We start from the raw sequence: 18,434 nt of genomic DNA on the forward strand, positions 1-18,434 counted from the left end.
GCCAGTCTAAACTGAAGTATCCGGTCTTTCTTTCATCTCACTGAGAGGCATATCAACCATGAAAAAGACCCGTTATACCGAAGAACAGATAGCCTTTGCCCTTAAACAGGCCGAAACCGGCACTCGGGTGGAGGAAGTGTGCAGAAAGATGGGGATTTCTGAGGCTACTTTTTACAATTGGAAGAAGAAGTTTGGCGGCATGGGCGTCACGGAACTGCGTCGGCTGCGTCAGCTGGAGGAAGAGAATAACCGCCTGAAACGGCTGGTCGCCGATCTCAGTCTGGACAAGGAAATGCAGCAGGACGTCATCCGAAAAAATTTCTGAGGCCGGTGCAAAAACGCGAGGCGGTCGAATACCTGCTGGCGGCGTACCGCATCGGGGTTCGCAGGGGATGCCGGCTGATGATGCAGAGCCGAACGGTCTACCACTACCGCAGCTGCCGCGATGACCGGGCCCTCACGCAGCGGATATGGGAGATTGCAGAAACCCGCATTCGTTATGGTGTGCAGCGGATCCATATCCTGCTGCGGCGCGAGGGCTGGCTGGTTAACCACAAGAAAACCCATCGGATTTACTGTCTGGAAGGGCTGAACCTGCGGTCAAAACGCCCGCGGCGGCACGTGACGGCCAGGCACAGGCGTATCCGCCCGGCCGTGACCGCTGTGGATCAGTGCTGGAGCATGGATTTCGTTGCTGATAATCTGTTCAACGGACGCCGGATCCGTGCCCTGACTGTAGTCGATAATTTTAGTCGTGAATGCGTGGCGATCGAGGTAGGCCAGGGGCTTCGCGGTGACGATGTGGTCGCCGTGATGGAACGGATCAGGCAGACACAGCAGCGTGTACCACAGCGGCTACAGACGGACAACGGCAGCGAATTTATCTCGAAAACGCTGGATCGCTGGGCGTATGAAAATCGTGTAACGATGGACTTCTCACGCCCCGGGAAGCCCACAGATAACGCCCTGGTTGAGTCATTTAACGGCAGCCTGCGTGATGAATGTCTGAACGTGCACTGGTTCCTGTCACTGGAAGATGCTCAGGAGAAGATCGAGCACTGGCGGCAGGAATATAACCAGTACCGGCCACATTCCTCGTTAAATAACCAGACTTCGGCAGAATTTATCCGAAGCCTGCAAACAGGCCCGGATCTCTGATTTATCCTGGCACCGATACTGGGAAGGGATCAGAGGCAGTTCCTTAATTGATATACAGGATTCGCCGTTAAGTTCGCGTACTGTTCGCTCCAGTACCACGTTGAACTTTTTCCGGATTAAGGCAAGTCACTCTGCCTGATGCCCCGGGGCACCAGAAAACACCGGATGTACAAAACATCATAAGGGAAAAGCTGATGAAGTAGGTATTTGAGGTGGTCAGAGAGTCGCTGTCGGTAAAGGGCGAATTTAGCGTTATTTGACTTATTTAAAAACCTCAAAAAAATCCCGGAAGGGGATATTAAACGATCTATAGTAGAGTTTTGAAAACTGATTTTACGTCTATTTTTTAAAACTTGATAGGTTGCTATCAGCAACAGCACTAACGTAACTGGTGCTGTTGCTTTGCCATTAATTATGCATGACTTTGACATTTTCCTGATTATCCCTGAACAACGCGTCTTTAGCATTGATACAGTTACTTCCGCTGACTTCCCCGTCCTGGCACTTTTGAACGACACTTCTGGCTTCATCCAGATTTTTAAAATAATAATCTGTATCGCGCTGTTCGTCTTTACAGCCTGCGAGAATAGTTATAGCTACAGCAATAAAAAATAGTTTTCTCATAAGTCCTCTCGTCAGTGTCAAATCAAAAATTCTAGTAAAAATAATGAGAGTAATGATTTTTCTTAGCGAAAAAACTGCTTTATTTAGTTAATTAACCACGAGTGGATAGTCTGTTTACGGAGTGAACATAGCGTCTTTCTTTAAGCGTCCTTCTTCTAATTTTGCCAGTAAGAAAATAAGTACAGGTGTTTTTCCGGGCCGTTCTCCTCAGGTACGACATCAGCCAGCAGAACATCATGCCGCCCTAAACGTACTGAGATACCTGATTTCAGGTGCAGGCGGCTCTCAGCAGCCAGGTATTTTCAGGAGTGTGTAACAGGCCAGCATGGACGCAACCACCTTATCCGTTTTCCTTGTCGAACAGCTAATTTTGATAGAGTTTTTGCAGCTTCAAGAGTGTCTGGCTTTTTCATAACCGCTACGCGCTGATTCCATAAGATGAAGAGTGATTTTTAGGTTACATGAAGCTCGAACGTGAATTTACTTTCTGCACAACGCGTGGGCGTGTGAACGGAATGAGATCTCCCAGCTTCTGCTGGGGCCGCGATACCAGACCTAGACAAGTTTCATGAATACCATTAAGGATATGGCGGAGTTTCTTTAGTTTCAGATGGATAATGCTGGCGGTGCAACTATTGCCGGGCGCAATAGCGACATGACGTTGCTTACCTTGCTGAGTGTAGTCACTGCTATCGTAGGTTCAGCAGCAGCCTGATTTATTACTCGCAGCATTACCAGCCCGATAAGTGCAGCTCCTCACTTACAACAGCTCAACGCTGGTCGCGACATGAGTCAGATCATGCCCCTCAGTGGCAGAAATGTTTTCCCACAGCCGAACAAATGATATCGTTCAATCTATCCGGAAGCCGAACTACGGTATGTGAGGTAGAGCGAGAGCAAACTCCTTCTGCTCGGGGAAAAAGAAATGCAATGTCTTCAACAACGTTTATGGGTGCGACAGAGGCACGATGACAATGTACAGCCTGATTGAAACATGCATTCTCAACGACATGCACAAGAAAGGAAGGGGGCCTGCATTTTGCTCCTTTCTTCCCTAAAAGTTTACTGATCACGTTACAGTTTAAAGACAGTCACTGTCTGACGTAACTGATGAGCCTGCTGGTCTAAAGAAGATGCAGCGGCAGCGGCCTGCTCTACCAGCGCGGCATTCTGTTGGGTCACTCCGTCCATCTGGGTGACTGCCAGATTTACCTGCTCAATACCTATACTTTGCTCTGACGACGCCGAAGCAATCTCATCCATAATGTCGTTCACCTTCTGGATTGATTGTACGATTTCATTCATCCGTTCCCCGACCAGTTTGACCTCACTGGAACCGGCCGTAATCCGAGCAACGGACTCACCGATCAAATTTTTAATGTCTTTAGCGGCTGTTGCACTCCGCTGCGCTAGTGTGCGAACTTCGCTGGCCACAACGGCAAAACCACGTCCGGCCTCGCCGGCCCTGGCAGCTTCAACCGCAGCATTGAGTGCCAAAATATTGGTCTGGAAGGCAATGCCTTCAATCACACCGACGATCTGCACAATGTCATGAGATTCCGTAGAAATCCGCTGCATCGTTTGCGTCAGTTTCCCCATGGCTTCGCCACCCAGCTGGGTAGCTGATGATGCTTTTATGGTGAGTTTACTGGCCTGCCGGGCATTCTCAGCGTTAAGTTTGACCGTCGCGGTAATTTCTTCCATGCTTGCCGCAGTTTCCTGAAGTGAAGCAGCCTGTTCCTCAGTACGCTGCGACAAATCGGTATTCCCCATTGATATTTCACTGGCACCCGTGGCTATCGAATCACTCGATAGCTGTATATCGCGAACCAGATCGCGAAGTTTTAGTTTCATTTCATTAAGCGTATACATCAGGCTCGAACGATCATTTGCCGCAAGTTTCACGTCGACACCTAAATTGCCGGAGGCAATCTGCGCCGCAATATTGGCGGCAATATCAGGCTCACCACCAAGCGTACTGCGGATGCTGCGTGTCATGATACCAGCAATAATGCTCACTACCACGAAAATAGCCAGTGAAATAACTAAAAGCTCCCAAGCCATTTTCCAGAAACTGGCATTAATATCATCGTAGAAAAAGCCAGTACCAATGATCCAGTTCCACTCAGGAATGAGAACCACACCCTGCAATTTGGGCTGTAAAGATTCGTCTTTGCCGCGTTTTACCAGCACATCGACCAGACCGAAATGACTCTGACTGATAGCCATCCTGTATGCTTCGTTGTCCATCATGCCGGAGGCAGTATGGTTGCCGCCAGAACGTTTACCGATAAGATCTTTGTTGGGGTGGACGATAGTTAAATCTTTGCCATCGTTTGCCCAGAAGTAGCTTTTTGAATTGCTGTTCAGCTCGGAAAGTATTTTTTTTGCACTTTCCTGTGCTACTGCCTGAGTCATTTTTCCGGAATTTTGTTGCAGTACATAATAACGGGAGACATGCTCTGCTTTAGTTAATAAATTAATCACTTCCGACTTTCTGCTTTCTTTCAGGGAATAGTCCAATGAATACAATGCAATACCCGCCACACATGAAACACCCAAAAGTGCAGAGCTAACGAGAACAAGTAATCTTGTGGAGATTTTCATAGTTATCCTGGTTACTTATATTTGTAGTATACAGGTGTTATCGTCACAAGATGTCATTACTTTAGTTGGTGTCAATGAAATAAATAACAAAATAAATCAACCTCAATTTACCTTATCTATTTAAATAGATGGTGTTTGATCCTACCCGCGAATAGTGGACACGCGACTAAGTGAGTAAACTCTCAATCAGAGGTGACTCATGACAAAACCAGCATCAACCAGTAAGAAGCCACGCAAACAGCACACGCCTGAATTCCGCAAAGAAGCCCTGAAGCTTGCTGAAAGTATCGGTGTCGCGGCCGCTGCCCGTGAACTCAACCTGTATGAATCCTAGCTCTATGCATGGCGCAGTAAGATTAATAATGCCCGCTGCTCTTCCGAACTTGAGCAGGAAATGTCCGTTGAAATTGCCCGCCTTAAACGCCAGTTGGCTGAGCGGGACGAGGAACTGGCCATTCTCCAAAAGGCCGCGACATACTTCGCGAAGCGCCTGAAATGAAGTATGTCTTTATTGAAAAGCATCGGGCTCAATTCACCGTCAAAGCCATGTGTCGCGTATTGCGGGTTACCCGCAGCGGCTGGTATGCCTAGCGTCTGCGTCATCATCAGATAAGCCGGAGACAACAGTTCCTTCTGGTCTGTGATGCTGCTGTCCTGAAAGCATTCAGTGATGCAAAACAGCGTTATGGTGCGCCTCATTACAACATCAAAACCATTGCCGCCAGCCTGCGACGTCAGGGACTTCGTGCAAAGGCTGCCCGGAAGTTCAGCCCGGTCAGCTACAGAGAACATGGCCTGCCGGTGTCTGAAAATCTGCTGAAACAGGATTTTCACGCGAGTGGCCCGAATCAGAAGTGGACAGGAGACATCACATACTTGCGCACCGATGAGGGCTGGCTGTATTTGGCTGTGGTCATTGACCTGTGGTCCCGTGCAGTCATCGGCTGGTCAATGTCACCACGGATGACTGCACAACTGGCCTGCGATGCGTTACAGATGGCGCTCTGGCGGCGAAAGCGCCCGGAAAATGTCATCGTGCATACGGACAGAGGCGGGCAGTACTGTTCGGCGGATTATCAGGGGTTGCTGAAGCGCCATAATCTACGCGGGAGCATGAGTGCCCGTGGTAACTGCTATGATAATGCCTGCGCGGAAAGTTTCTTTCACTCGCTGAAAGTGGAGTGTATCCATGGGGAACGCTTTATCGGCCGAGAAATCATGCGGACGACGGTGTTTAATTATATCGAGTGTGATTACAATCGGTGGCGGCGTCACAGCGCCTGTGGCGGACTCAGCCCGGAACAGTTTGAAAACCAGAACCTCGCTTAGGGCCGTGTCCACATTACGTGGGCAAGATCAAAATACCGAGGCAAGCAGGCTGATCAGGAGCGCCATCAGAAAGTTCTGTACTATCGGCAGGTTAAAAAACTCAGCATTAAGGAAACAGCAGAAGCAACGGGTTACAGTTGCTCGCAGGTCTGCCGGATACAGGCACTTCGTAAAGCCACTCGAACTGGTTAACAACGAGCGATGTTCATCCATAAATATTATTGGTTTCAGCATGTACTTCCTGACGTCCTGTTTTAAATAGTATAATATTTTCGTACATGTCTTTTTATATACACAGATGTTGTGTATCTTCAATAATTTTGTAATTTATTTTGTTTTTATAAATACATTGTAATTCATTCTGGAGTTTAATTTTATGAGTCGTTATTTTATTGTTGGTAATTGTGGTAGCGGAAAAACATGGCTTGCTCAAAAAATGGCAACTCATTTATCGTATCCGCTATATCACTTAGATGAATTCCACTGAATGCCAAATTTCGGTGGGCCGCGCCAACTTGAGGAGCGTGATGCAATGGTAGCTCAGGTTTCATCCTCTAATGAATGGGTGATGGAAGGGATTTATGGCCTTATTCTCCAGAATACATTTCCTTGTATAACGACGCTAATATGGCTAGATATACTTATCAATGAATGTATTGATAATGTTAAGAAAAGAGGCCCCAAAAAAGACGAAGATGATAGTTCATTTAATGAGCTTCTTGAATATGCGGGTAGTTATCTTCTTCGAAAAAATAACATGAACGCTTATGACGGGCATAAGTACTTGTTTAACAAATTCTCCGGCATAAAATTCAGAATAACATCTCGTGAAGAGATGGATTTATTTTTGTTGCAACTTTAATTATGTATAATATGGGAAAGTATGAAGTGTCAAGCGTTCAAATCATGTATAGCTAATTTTACGGCTGATGCCGAATGAAAAATATTTCAGTCCATATTTCTGGTTCATACCATCAGATAAGCCAGTCGCTGTGACTTCAACAGGTTGAAGTGATGGTACTGCTACTGGGCCAAAATTTGATGGTAGGAAGCGGCCAACTTAAAATGACAGCAGCAAATCATCTTCGATGATAGTTCGCAGTTAAACCATTTAGCTCCAGCATCCCGAGCCAAGGCCTTCGTGGTACAAAAAATCATCTTAACGTACAATAATTTTCGGTAGCCAAACTGCCTCCTAACACGTCAGTCATCCGGTGCGACAACACGCCAGCAATTTACCATCACGTTGGCTTATCACTTTGCTAAAGCACGCATCACCTCAATACCTTTAATTGTGGCTCATGGATTTAAATCCCAGCGTGGCGCCGATTATCCTTTTCAGCTTGGCATGATCGCATTCAATGACGTTATTTCGGTACCTAATCTGTCGGTGTTCAACATCAGGCGGACATCGATCTTCGCGTTTAAGCAGAGCGAGCGCACGGCCATAGGTGGGCGCTTTATCCGTGTTGATAAATCGCGGGATCTGCCATTTTTTAACGTTGTTGAATATTTTACCCAGGAACCGGTATGCCGCCTTGCTGTTACGACGTGGAGAGAGGTAAAAATCGACAGTACGGCCCCTGTTGTCAACGGCCCGGTAAAGATAAGCCCAGCGGCCATTGACCTTCACGTACGTTTCATCAATGTGCCATGGGCAAAGATCGGAAGGGTTACGCCAGTATCAGCGCAGTCGCTTTTCTATTTCAGGCGCATAATGCTGAACCCAGCGGTAAATCGTGGAGTGATCGACATTCACACCACGCTCGGCCAGCATCTCCTGCAGTTCACGGTAGCTGATGCCGTATTTACAGTACCAGCGGACTGCCCACAGAATGATGTCACGCTGAAAATGCCGGCCTTTCCGCCGCGCTTCTTACTCCACCTATCTGATGCGAAGCGACAACGACTATCCCGATGCAGGCATCATTAAAGGATCCGTGTTAGCCATCTACCGCGCGTTGACGCCGGTACGGCCAGCTTATCGTGTCGGAGCTCGACGGGGAGCTGACGCTGCGGCGCCTGCTGCTCAATCCGGTTCCCGCCCTTCAGACGCCAAGCAGACCAGGGGACGTCATTGCAGCACCTCGGACGTTATCCGCCTGGTTATGATGTGTGTTGCTGAAGAAGGCCGTCTACCTTTTGAGGTTAAGCCTCCTGACTTTGCCACTCGTCGCGCGATAGATGTACTGGAAAAGGGTCACGGTAAACGTTTCGAAACTGCTGACGCCCTATTCAATAATATGGGGATCTGATGCTAACACCGATACAAGCGAGTGCTTTTAAACGAGATATAAAACGACTACAACGAAAACAGAGCATTAGTCACCCAATATCCCATAAATTTGTTTCAAACTGCCTGTGCCCGATTCCAGCCGGCGTTTCTTCAACAATGCTGAAACCCGGGTGACGATGCCGTTCTGGACGAACTGATCAGGCTCCGCTCAGTGCATAGTGCATCAGGCCGAAAGCAATGTGCGTTTAAAAGAGTAAATATGCGCACGTGCCGCTTCGGTAGCACGACGTGTGTCACCCGACTTTAGCGCTTCAATAATCTCGTTATGCTCCGTGATAACTTCATCCATATGCTCGACATTAGATAGTGTTGTGGCCCAGAAACGTTGTGCCTGCGCATGAATAACACTGAGAATGTCTGAGAGCCGACTGTTTCCTGCGATATTCGCCAGCACTTGATGAAACTCTCGATCCAGTAACATCATCTTCTCTCGGTCACGAGCCTCACACGCACTGCCAATTTGTTGGTTCATACCATGCAGTTGATGGATGTGCACATCACTCACCTTCTTGCTGGCAAGCTCGACACACAGAGTCTCGTTTACCAACCGCACTTCTATTAATTCAAGGGCATCATCTATCGACAGAGGAGCAACCATAACCCCTTTACGAGGAATAATCTGCAGAAGGCCCTCAGTCGCCAGACGGTGAATTGCCTGATTAATGGGGGTGCGCCCGATCTCTAGGTCATCCATCACCTGAGCCGTATTTAAATATTCGCCAGGCTTATATCGCAGCGTAATGAGCTTGTGTCTGAACGCCAGATAAGCTTGTTCATTCAGCGAAAGGCTCTTTCCCGAACTGATGGGGTTCACATTTTCAGTAATTAACTCACGCATTACGACGTTCCTTTTTTGTGTATGAGACATATTACACAAAAAACTGGCATGAAAATCGCTTATTTGAAATCACAGTGAAATTTCACTGTGATTTCAAATGGAGATCATTTCATGCACCTTCAGTTCACATCAGGCGACGACGCTGCTATCACGCTAGACGTTGAGGTTACGCATTTCATTATTGCGGGATGGGCAGGTCGGGATAAAGATGCCGTACTGCACCACATCAGGGAACTTGAAGCGTTAGGCGTGCCCGCTCCCGGTGCAGTGCCACTTTTTTACCGCGTTGCAACCAACCAGCTCACCCAGAACCAGCGGCTGGAAGTTGTCGGCAACGAAACCTCTGGTGAAGCCGAACCCTTCGTATTTCGCCATCGCGAAGAGCTGTGGGTCTCTCTGATTTCCGATCACACAGATCGCCACCTGGAAACCTTCAGCGTCGCGCTTTCTAAACAGGCATGTATCAAACCGGTCGCAAGCAGCGCGTGGCGCATGAGCGAACTCGTTGATCACTGGGATGCGCTCGAACTCACCTCATGGATAAAAGAGCAGGGTGAATGGGTTGTTTATCAGCAAGGCACGCTGTCATCGCTTCTCACTCCGCAAGATCTACTCGCCCGCTATCTGAATGGCAACACTGCACAGGAAGGGCTCGCCATGTCCTGCGGCACACTGGGCACTATTGGCGGCATTCGTCCTTCCAGCGAATTTAGGATGGCGCTACACGATCCAGTCCTGAACCGTACACTTGAACACGCCTACTGCACCGGCGCGTTGCCGGTAGTTGCATGAGGGGTCGCTGATGACAACACTTTGGCAGGCAAGTCAGCAGCTACAGTCAGGTGAATCTGGACCTGAAGCATTCACTGAAACAGCGTTAAATGCTGCCCGCGATCCTAATAAAGAAGGCGAATGCGTTTTCATAAAATTTTATGAGGCACAAGCCATCCAACAAGCCCATAAGGCAGGTATTCGCTGGAAAGCACAACATCCGCTAAGCCCAATTGATGGCCTTCCCGTCAGCATCAAAGATCTGTTCGACGTTGAAGGCGAGGCGACGACGGCCGGTTCACGCCTGTTATCGGATGCGCCGGTAGCAACGGCAAATTCCAGCGTGATGGAGAGACTGAACCTTGCTGGTGCGGCGATAGTCGGCAAGACCAATATGACTGAGTTCGCATTCTCCGGACTAGGGATCAATCCACACTACGGAACGCCTGCCAATCCCTGGCAGCGTGCAGAAAAACGTATTCCTGGAGGCTCTTCATCTGGCGCGGCGGTGGCAGTGGCAGATGGCATGTGCCTTGGCGCAGTTGGCACCGACACGGGTGGCTCCGTCCGCATCCCCGCCGCCCTGTGCGGTCTGACCGGCTTTAAACCCACGGCAGAGCGCGTCTGTCAGGCTGGTACTTTGCCGCTTTCAAAATCACTCGACAGCATTGGGGTCATTGCCCACGACGTGCGTAGCTGCTGGCTGCTTGACAGCGTGATCGCTAAACAACCACTTGAGTTAAAAAAATACGATCTACGCGATGCGTGTTTTGCCGTTCCGCTGACCCGCGTTTTGGACGGGCTGGACCGGGAGGTTGCGCAGACATGGGATTATGCCATTAAGGGTTTGCGTCATGCCGGTGCCACACTTGTGGAGATTTCGCTCAGTGAGTTGGATGAGCTGAGCAGCATGAACGCCCGTGGCGGTATCACGGCTTATGAGGCCTGGCAGTGGCATCAGCCCACTGCGCAGGCACAGCCTGAGACTTATGACCCGCAAGTGCTGGTGCGTGTGCAGCGCGGCAGCCATCTTAATGAACAAGACGCGTCGGAACTCTATCAGCAGCGTGAAGCTTGGCAGCAACGCATTAATGCGGCCCTGGCAGGATTTGATGCATTGCTCATGCCTACCGTTCCCTGCATTGCCCCAACCATTGCGTCACTCAATGATCCCCAGCGTTACATGGATATCAACGCGCTAATGCTGCGTAACCCTAGCGTCATCAACATGCTGGATGGCTGCGCCATCTCTTTACCTTGTCATAAAACAGGCCACCCGCCGGTTGGCCTGAGCCTTGCTTCCGTTCATGGCGACGATGCCCGCTTAATCAGCTGGTCTCTCGCCGTGGAAACAGTCCTTAACTGGAGATCCTGATGATGAATCAACCCCACGGTATGCTGTTTGTCGCAACTAACATTGATACTGAAGATGAAGCGGATTTTAACCAGTGGTATGACCATGAGCACGTAGAGGAGCGTGTGGCAATCACAGGATTCCTGAGCGGTACCCGATATCAGGCGATTAATGCCGAACGTAAATACCTTGGTTTGTATGAAACCGAATCTCTGGAAGCTTTCACCACCAATGACTACCACGCGGCGTTCACACGTCAGACAAAGTGGTCGGTGAAAAATTTGCAAAAGATGGTTAATCCCATGCGCCGGGTCAGCGCCGTAACGCATAACCATGGCAAAGGCACAGGTAATAACCTGGCTGTGGTGACACTCAAAGCTGTCGATCCCTGCGTGTTAACCGCATGGCAACAGCAGGTTAGCCGAACGCCGGGCTATATCTCTTCCTGTCTGCTCACACCGGACACAGGTCTCAGCTCGCCATTACCAATGGAAAGAAAAGACAATCGCTCGATGTTACCGATGCTGCTTATCCACTGCAGTGACACACAATGTTGTGATCAACTGGCTTCAGCAGCAGCAGAGGATCTTACCGGTGATGTTCAGCGTTATGCCCTGAGCTGGCAGTTAACGAAAGAGGAGTTGACACATGGCTAATACAGATTCCACTTTGCCTTCGAAGGTAGGCGATAAGCACAAATCAAAAACAGGTCGCCTTGCGGCAGCCAGTTCGATAGGCACAGCACTCGAATGGTATGACTTCACCGTCTACAACATCATGGCTGCGCTGGTGTTTAATCATGTCTTCTTTCCCAGTTTTGATCCGCTAGTTGGAACGATTCTGGCGTTTTCGACCTATGCGGTGGGTTATGTTTCGCGCCCGCTGGGGGGCTTTGTCTTCGGTCATCTCGGTGATGTTGCCGGCCGCAAGGCCGTGCTGATAATTACGCTGGTAATTATGGGCATCACCACGGCATTAATGGGGCTGCTTCCCGGCTATGCCATTTGGGGAATATGGAGTCCCGTTCTGCTGGTGGCACTGCGTTTTGTGCAGGGCATTGCCCTCGGCGGAGAATGGGCGGGGGCGGTTTTATTGTCAATGGAGCATGGTGATGCCGACAAGCGCGGCCGTAACGCATCGTTTGCTCAGGTTGGTCCCTCCTGCGGAACACTGATCGGTACCGGCTTTATAACCCTGGTAACGGTAGCAATGAGCGCCGATCAGTTTCAGGCATGGGGCTGGCGCATCCCATTCCTTCTTAGCCTGTTATTGGTGATCTTCGGCTTGTGGCTGCGCCGTGGCGTGGCGGAGACTCCGACATTTATTGCAATGCAGACGGAAAAGAAAACCACACATACGCCGCTTAAAGAAGTGTTTATTAATTATCCCAAACAGTTGCTGATTGCCGGTGGGTCGCGCATTGGTTCTGATGTACTTTATGCGCTAGTGGTAGTATTTACGCTGACATATGTCACCACCGTGCTTCATCTGCCGCGCCCACTGGCGTTGATGGCCACCATGCTGGGGGCGATTGGTAACGCCATTACTGTGCCGATGTTCGGGGCTCTGTCAGATAAATGGGGACGCCGACCAGTTTATATCACTGGTGCACTACTAGCGATCGTCTGGTCATTTGTGTTCTTTGCACTACTCGACAGCACACAACCAGTATTGATTATACTGGCCGTCATTGGTGGGCTGCTGATCCACGCGATGATGTATGGCCCGCAAGCGGCATTTGTTACCGAGCAGTTTCCTAGCCATGTGCGTTATGCGGGATCATCGCTCGCTTATACCCTCGCTGGCATTGTTGGGGGGGGATTTGCGCCATTGATTATCACGTCTCTTTTTAAAGAAACGGGGAGCACGCTGTGGGTATCGCTGTATGTCAGTCTGGCACTAGTCATTACGCTGTTTGCATTGTGTAAAGCAAAAGAAACGGCGCATCGTTATGATTAACGGGAAAATAATGGCGAGGGAATGCTTTATCCTTAATATGAACAATGCAGTATACATGAGTAAAGTTACACCAGATTATTCATTGGAAGCTTAATAGAGAAAGCAAAATTGCCAGAAGGGCATACTTGCCCGGTGATTCGGACTGAAAAAACAGAGGGGCAACGAGCCTCTCCTGAAATCGATAGTCAGGAATAGTACTCGGGTGCCTTCTTAAACTCTTTCCAAGAATCAAGATTGTACCCGGTTACCACTAACGCATTTTCGCGCTCGGCTAAGCTCCGCAGTTTTTGCACAGAACGCACCGAATCTGTAGATTCAATCTGTCAACGCAACACCCCTTTCAATTATCTCTTTCGGTGTTTTGAACTTCAGTGTCTTTCTCGGTCTGTTGTTTAGCTGAGTTGCAACCTGATCCAGTTCATGTTGAGTATATTGGGCAAGGCATGTCTTTTTGGGAAAGTATTGTCGAATTAGCCCATTAGTGTTCTCGTTTGTTCCCCGCTGCCAGGGACTCTGAGGATCGCAGAAGTAAACTTTAACTCCGGTGCTGCCAGTAAATTCCAGATGCCTGGCCAGCTCCATTCCTCTGTCCCATGTCAATGATTGCCGGAGTTCAGGCGGCAAGCTCAGGAGTTTTTCGGTAAGAGCCTGATTCACTGAGACAGAATCTTTGCCTCGATGCCTTTCAGCAGGTCGGTAAAATGGCGAATTTTTAGTTTCAGCCGGGCTTATTAGATGCTGATGTTTATAGGTTTAACTTTGACAGGAACCAGCGCTAATGATAGTACAGATTTAATACATATCCCGGAAAAGCAAATGGAAGCCGGCTGTCTCAAAACAACCGGGTCATGGAGAGTAAATCCATAATCTATCTGTAAATGATGCGGTTCAAAGTCATGAGGAAATCTGCATCGGAATTACTCAACTTCTCTGCGCCGAAACGTTCTAGTACCACTGCTGTTACCAGGTCACGGCGTTTGGGGAGACGTGCTTTTTCTGCCGTATCCAACGCTGTAGCCATCTCATGCTTTTTGAGGTTTGTGCAGTAAACTGGCGATCCGGGTTGCTGACGCCATGAATCAGCCAGAGTGCCAGTGTCGAATGCATCGAAACCTGTTGCTTCCACCAATAGCATTGCTATATCGCGATCATTCTTTCGGTCTGCTGCGACGGGAATTGCGATACGATCTGGATTGCCTGACGCCATCCCTGATTCGGCAAAAGCACGTGCTCCTATTGCGTTCCATGCCTTGGCAATCGGCCTGCCCAACAGCTCGGCAACCCACAGGCTTTCCACCATGCCGTTCTCAATATCCTGAATTATACCGTCCCGTACCGGATAATAATTAGCAGTATCGATCACTACAGTTTCCTCAGGAACGTCTGCCATAAGGGGCTTAATCGTCGAGTGGCTCGCAAAGGGAATTGAGAGAATAATTACGTCTACGTCCTTCATCGCGTCCTGAGATGTTACCGCACGGGCGCCAGAAGTCAGGATCTGAGCATCAATCGTTTCGGGCCCGCGAGAATTCGCGACTTTAACTTCATGGCCTGATTTGGTCAGTTTCTGGACGAGTGTTTTCCCGATATTACCAGTGCCTAAAATACCTATCTTCATAATGATTTCTCCAGTTTGCGTTACTGACTGCTTAATACTTAGTGAAAACTCAACTCTCCTTGCTTATCGCGATCGCCGCTTGATGTGCACTGTGTACCGGTTCGTTATAATTTCGCGAACAGTACTAATGCTGAAAACACCAAAATTCAACGTGTGGGAGACAGTAGTCACCGTCGTTTCGTTATCCCTGTCGCCATTTTCATTGAGAAAAAGGATGTAAAACAGGAGCCGTGACTTGTACTTTTCCCCATCCTGAGCATGATATGTCATCACGTCGCGGGCGCAGATTTTACTTGATAAACGGCTATATGCCCTCAGTCCGTTTGATCACCATCATCGTTGCTGAAGTGCATGCCGAGCATCATCTGTCTGGTCTTCATATATCGTTATTCTATGCTGCTCGGTTGTACAACACAGCCACACTCTGTATTATTCGGAGTGTATCTCCGTTTAATAGAATATACGGAGAGTTTATCCACTTTTCAAGGTCAAAAAGTTGCTATGACTGATATATCTTCCCTGACTGGGCTCCGCAAGGATGCACAACGTAATCGAAAGCACATTCTTGATGTAGCCCGCCAGGCATTCGTGAGCGAAGGCGTCAATGTTTCTATGGATGCAATTGCCAAAAAAGCAGGGGTGGGGGCCGGGACCCTTTATCGTCATTTCCCAAGTAAAGATGCATTGCTTGCTTCGCTGCTGGATCACCATCATTTAGTACTGGAACAACAGCGTTTGATCATTGACGCGGAAGAAAGCGATAGCGGACGATCACTGGAGAAGTGGATCGACGCGCTGGGCGACTGGATGCTTGCTTATCACGGCCTTCCTGAACCTTTGCAGGCTGCATGCCAGGCTCAGTCGGCTTTGACTCCTGCCTGCCTTAATGTCATCGACAAGACTGAGACTATTCTTCAGGTAGCTCAAAATGATGGGCTTGCCCGTCGGAATTTGAACGGGCGTGACATTTTCATCGCAGCTTTGGCTGTAGCATGGGCAAGCGGCATTAAGGTCGCTGACCAACGGACACGAATTGTACTTAGCGACATGCTGAAGAAAGGATGGGGGGCAAGTGAAACACAACCGAAGAGCTGACATTGTTTGTGATGGTTACACAACAGCCCCTGGAATGTAAGACGTGTAAAAAGTTAATGCATTGATTTAATAAGTCAGGGCATATCAGAAAGGATTTACTGGGCAGCGTTTTGGTTTAATTTTAGACCATACTTCTGCTGAGAGTATCATCTAAAAGCATGAGTGTGACTGAAGCTAAGTGAATGACGCAGCAGGCTCCATTATCGCTGGTGCCAGGCGTGAACATTCTAATCAGAACGTAGACGGTTATCCGTACAGATTTCGGAATTGATAATGAACAGCTTTACGCGAGATTTATTGATTTGGATTGAAAAAAATCTTGGCCAGAAAATTTCTCTGGATGATGTTTCTGTAAGGGCAGGATACAGTAAGTGGTATCTTCAGCGACTGTTCAGGGCTGAAACCGGACTTACACTCGCTTCCTACATCCGCCAGAGAAAGCTATACAGGGCTGCAATCATGCTGAAAATGACCAGCCTTTCCGTTATCGAAATAGTTGATAGGTTGGGTTTCAGTACGCAGCAAACATTTACCCATACCTTCAAGCGTCATTTTGGTCTGGCGCCAGGTCGCTATCGTGAGTCGGAGCTCTGGAATTTTAATGGGCTTATCCCAGAATTTACTGGAGAATATCCAGTATTGCCAGCCCCGCAGCGTATTATGGCAAGTCTGCATACATTAGCGGGCATCAGTCTGAGCTATAACTGTAACAGTATGGATCTCGGTAATGTGCGGCTCCACACCGAGCAGCGCCAGGCATTATTTCGCATAGCCGGAAAAATGCCGAATGATGTATTTCCGATATCCTTCGCTGCAATGTGTGAACCGTCTTCCAGTAACGCTGAACAAATAAACTTCAGCCTGACGTTTGCAAAAGTTATCTCGGAAGGCCACACCAGCTTAGATGGAGCAGCGGCATTTCTACGGTTTCCTTTCCAGGGAACACCTGAGCAGTTGACAGAAATGCAGGTAAATATTTACGACCACATTATGCCACTCAGACGCGAAGCACGTCGGACGGGACATGATTTTTTTATATGTGAAAGTAAGGTGGAACCTTATAAAGGTGAGTTAAGCTTCCGGGGGAGTTATTACATACCTGTGACTGACAAAAAAGCTCAAACCGATTGTTAATTAATCAGAAGGAGCCACCGTTTTTAGCGCTTAGCAGCCAGCGCTATTTGCGACCAGGACTTAACTGCAGAGACTACCCTGTCGTGAGAAAATAGTCGTCTGGCACGGATCAGAAACCCGCAAGGGCTCTCTGATATGTAACCTCACATTACACTCCCGATTGATATACCTAATCTGTTGAAAAAGTCTGCCTGCCCCATACGGCAGGGGCAGGCTCTGTTTTTTATTCCCGTGCGGAAACTGTCCTGTGGGAGGAAACCCTGAACGCCTGTCGCATGTCCCAGACGTGCTCTTCACGCCCTACGGCAAGGGCAAAAAGCACTCCACCAACGATTGAGAACAGACCCAGAACACCCCATGCGAGCGTCATATCAGTGCCGCCACCCAGATGCTTCAGGTAGCCGGCAACGAGTGGTCCGCCAAACTGTCCAATGAAATTGCTGCATGCGCCTACGAATGCCACCGCAGGGACCGCTTTCTTTGTCGGGAGGATTTCAGTCAACCGGACGTAAACCAGCGGTACAAGCATCTTCATTGTCAGGCCGACAAACATGAACAATGCTATCTGAACCCAGTAATATGACAGCGGCACAAAAGCGGCAGTCAATAAAGCGACACCACACAAGACGGTGGGAATAGCGGCATGCAACCGCCGCTCCTGATTGTATTTATCTGATCGTCGGGTGATATACCAGATGCCCACCATGGTCATCAGGAAGGGCATTCCGCTGATCAGGCCAACCATGAATTCACTGAGCGTTCCGTAATCTTTGAGTGCCGTCGGCAGCCAGAGGGTAAAGCCGTAAGCCAGCATGCTATGCAGGGAGTAGCCGATAAGCATCAGCCAGAGTGCGGGTATTTTAAGAATGGTCCACCATGGATCGGATTTCTCTTTCACATAGTTTGACTGCTCAGCCGCCAGGTCTTTCTGGATATAATCCCGGTCTTCGGCGCTCAGCCAGCTTGCGGCCTGAATGCTTTTGGGTACAACATAAAACCAGGTGATGCAGAACAGCCACGCCGGTGCACCTTCAATCACCATCATCATGCGCCAGTTATGGTGCGCGAGGACCCAGCCAGATATCGGACCGGCCAGAAACGCTCCGGCACCCAGGCTGAGATTCCAGATACCAAAAGCGCGACCCCGTTCCGGCTTCATAAACCACTGTGCCAGAAACATCGCCGTGGCGGCCTGAATCGGGCCTTCAGCGAGTCCCAGCAAGAAACGGATCGCAACCAGTTCACCGAAGTTTCGCGTCAGGCCGGTAAGCATGGCGCAGGCACCAAAAAGAAACAGGCTGACGCCAATAATTCTGCGCGAACCAAAACGGAGTGCCAGCCAGCCTGCGGTAAACTGCGTAGCCACGTAGCCCCACGCAAATGCGCCCCCAAGCCAGCCAGCTTCAACCGAACTGAGCCCCATTTCGGCCGTAATATGGGGCAGCGCCATGCCAATATTCACCCGGTCGAAAAAAGAAATGGTATACATGATAAACACGGCGGGGAGTATTATTGTCCAGCGATTTTTCCCGATAAGTGCATTACCTTTAAGAGCATTTTCACTCATGATAACTTCCTCATTTGACGCAGATGTAGGGGGAGGAAATGCTGATCCCAGGTCCTTTTGAATATCAGTCAGGTAAATTTTTAT

The 18,434-nt window shown here is 49.0% G+C and carries 14 protein-coding genes and 5 pseudogenes; 11 read left to right on the top strand and 8 right to left on the bottom strand.

The genetic code is table 11. The features are described 5' to 3' along the window. Positions 1 to 58: 58 nt before the first annotated feature. Positions 59 to 1,158 (top strand): IS3 family transposase gene (locus LC431_RS20080; RefSeq protein ID WP_223510256.1). Its coding sequence is split into 2 segments (ribosomal slippage): positions 59 to 320 and positions 320 to 1,158, totalling 1,101 coding nucleotides; the frame shifts between segments, so codons are not numbered across the junction. Between the two features lie 9 nt (positions 1,159 to 1,167). On the opposite strand, the pseudogene LC431_RS20085 reads toward LC431_RS20080, so the two are convergent. The 3 genes and pseudogenes from LC431_RS20085 to LC431_RS20095 form a co-directional block, all read right to left on the bottom strand. Then, a pseudogene (locus LC431_RS20085) lies at positions 1,168 to 1,281 on the bottom strand (hypothetical protein); the annotation flags it as partial. Positions 1,282 to 1,566: 285 nt separating this feature from the next. Beyond that, positions 1,567 to 1,782, bottom strand: a complete 216-nt coding sequence (locus LC431_RS20090; protein WP_223510257.1) for an EexN family lipoprotein — start codon at positions 1,780 to 1,782, stop codon at positions 1,567 to 1,569. 1,074 nt (positions 1,783 to 2,856) lie between these two features. Further along, a complete protein-coding gene (locus LC431_RS20095; RefSeq protein WP_223510258.1) occupies positions 2,857 to 4,389 on the bottom strand; it encodes a methyl-accepting chemotaxis protein in 1,533 nt (510 codons plus the stop codon). A 199-nt stretch (positions 4,390 to 4,588) separates the two neighbouring features. Here LC431_RS20095 and LC431_RS20100 point away from each other — a divergent pair. The 3 genes and pseudogenes from LC431_RS20100 (at position 4,589) to LC431_RS20110 (ending at position 6,580) form a co-directional block, all read left to right on the top strand. Continuing rightward, a pseudogene (locus tag LC431_RS20100) lies at positions 4,589 to 5,718 on the top strand (IS3 family transposase). Positions 5,719 to 5,748: 30 nt separating this feature from the next. Then, positions 5,749 to 5,910, top strand: a pseudogene (locus LC431_RS20105) (resolvase); the annotation flags it as partial. A 295-nt stretch (positions 5,911 to 6,205) separates the two neighbouring features. Next, entirely contained in the window at positions 6,206 to 6,580 is a 375-nt protein-coding gene (locus LC431_RS20110; RefSeq protein ID WP_223510259.1) for a hypothetical protein, read from the top strand. A 395-nt stretch (positions 6,581 to 6,975) separates the two neighbouring features. Here LC431_RS20110 and LC431_RS20115 read toward each other — a convergent pair. Continuing rightward, positions 6,976 to 7,558 (bottom strand): annotated as a pseudogene (locus LC431_RS20115) (IS6 family transposase); the annotation flags it as partial. Between the two features lie 52 nt (positions 7,559 to 7,610). On the opposite strand from LC431_RS20115, the gene LC431_RS26425 reads away from it, so the two are divergent. Beyond that, positions 7,611 to 7,973: a type II toxin-antitoxin system RelB/DinJ family antitoxin gene (locus LC431_RS26425; RefSeq protein ID WP_223510260.1), complete on the top strand. Its 363-nt coding sequence runs from the start codon at positions 7,611 to 7,613 to the stop codon at positions 7,971 to 7,973. A gap of 204 nt (positions 7,974 to 8,177) precedes the next feature. On the opposite strand, the gene LC431_RS20125 is transcribed toward LC431_RS26425, so the two are convergent. After that, positions 8,178 to 8,852 carry a GntR family transcriptional regulator gene (locus LC431_RS20125; protein WP_223510261.1) on the bottom strand — a complete coding sequence of 225 codons (675 nt, stop codon included), beginning with the start codon at positions 8,850 to 8,852 and terminating at the stop codon, positions 8,178 to 8,180. Between the two features lie 111 nt (positions 8,853 to 8,963). Here LC431_RS20125 and LC431_RS20130 point away from each other — a divergent pair, with 111 nt between their 5' ends. The 4 genes from LC431_RS20130 to LC431_RS20145 are packed head-to-tail and all read left to right on the top strand — an operon-like array spanning position 8,964 to position 12,936. Next, the gene (locus tag LC431_RS20130) at positions 8,964 to 9,644 is read left to right on the top strand and encodes a DUF2848 domain-containing protein (RefSeq protein WP_223510262.1); all 681 of its coding nucleotides are present in this window, start codon (positions 8,964 to 8,966) and stop codon (positions 9,642 to 9,644) included. A gap of 10 nt (positions 9,645 to 9,654) precedes the next feature. Beyond that, positions 9,655 to 10,998 carry an amidase gene (locus LC431_RS20135; protein WP_223510263.1) on the top strand — a complete coding sequence of 448 codons (1,344 nt, stop codon included), beginning with the start codon at positions 9,655 to 9,657 and terminating at the stop codon, positions 10,996 to 10,998. Beyond that, positions 10,998 to 11,633, top strand: a complete 636-nt coding sequence (locus LC431_RS20140; protein ID WP_223510264.1) for a DUF4286 family protein — start codon at positions 10,998 to 11,000, stop codon at positions 11,631 to 11,633. The genes LC431_RS20135 and LC431_RS20140 overlap by 1 nt, the downstream gene beginning before the upstream one ends. Continuing rightward, positions 11,626 to 12,936, top strand: coding sequence for an MFS transporter (locus LC431_RS20145; protein WP_223510265.1), 1,311 nt, complete (start codon positions 11,626 to 11,628; stop codon positions 12,934 to 12,936). The genes LC431_RS20140 and LC431_RS20145 overlap by 8 nt, the downstream gene beginning before the upstream one ends. Before the next feature lie 315 nt (positions 12,937 to 13,251). On the opposite strand, the pseudogene LC431_RS20150 reads toward LC431_RS20145, so the two are convergent. Both LC431_RS20150 and LC431_RS20155 read right to left on the bottom strand, forming a co-directional pair. Then, positions 13,252 to 13,620 (bottom strand): annotated as a pseudogene (locus LC431_RS20150) (IS30 family transposase); the annotation flags it as partial. A gap of 184 nt (positions 13,621 to 13,804) precedes the next feature. Continuing rightward, positions 13,805 to 14,554: an NADPH-dependent F420 reductase gene (locus tag LC431_RS20155; protein WP_223510266.1), complete on the bottom strand. Its 750-nt coding sequence runs from the start codon at positions 14,552 to 14,554 to the stop codon at positions 13,805 to 13,807. 501 nt (positions 14,555 to 15,055) lie between these two features. Between LC431_RS20155 and LC431_RS20160 the strand changes: the two genes are divergently transcribed. After that, entirely contained in the window at positions 15,056 to 15,649 is a 594-nt protein-coding gene (locus LC431_RS20160; RefSeq protein WP_223510267.1) for a TetR/AcrR family transcriptional regulator, read from the top strand. A 273-nt stretch (positions 15,650 to 15,922) separates the two neighbouring features. Continuing rightward, positions 15,923 to 16,783 carry a helix-turn-helix domain-containing protein gene (locus LC431_RS20165; protein ID WP_223510268.1) on the top strand — a complete coding sequence of 287 codons (861 nt, stop codon included), beginning with the start codon at positions 15,923 to 15,925 and terminating at the stop codon, positions 16,781 to 16,783. Between the two features lie 223 nt (positions 16,784 to 17,006). On the opposite strand, the gene LC431_RS20170 is transcribed toward LC431_RS20165, so the two are convergent. After that, a complete protein-coding gene (locus tag LC431_RS20170; protein WP_223510269.1) occupies positions 17,007 to 18,350 on the bottom strand; it encodes an MFS transporter in 1,344 nt (447 codons plus the stop codon). Positions 18,351 to 18,434: the final 84 nt, after the last annotated feature.

It is taken from the genome of Rahnella sp. GSA61A (assembly GCF_019969905.1).
GTDB lineage: Bacteria > Pseudomonadota > Gammaproteobacteria > Enterobacterales > Enterobacteriaceae > Rahnella > Rahnella aceris.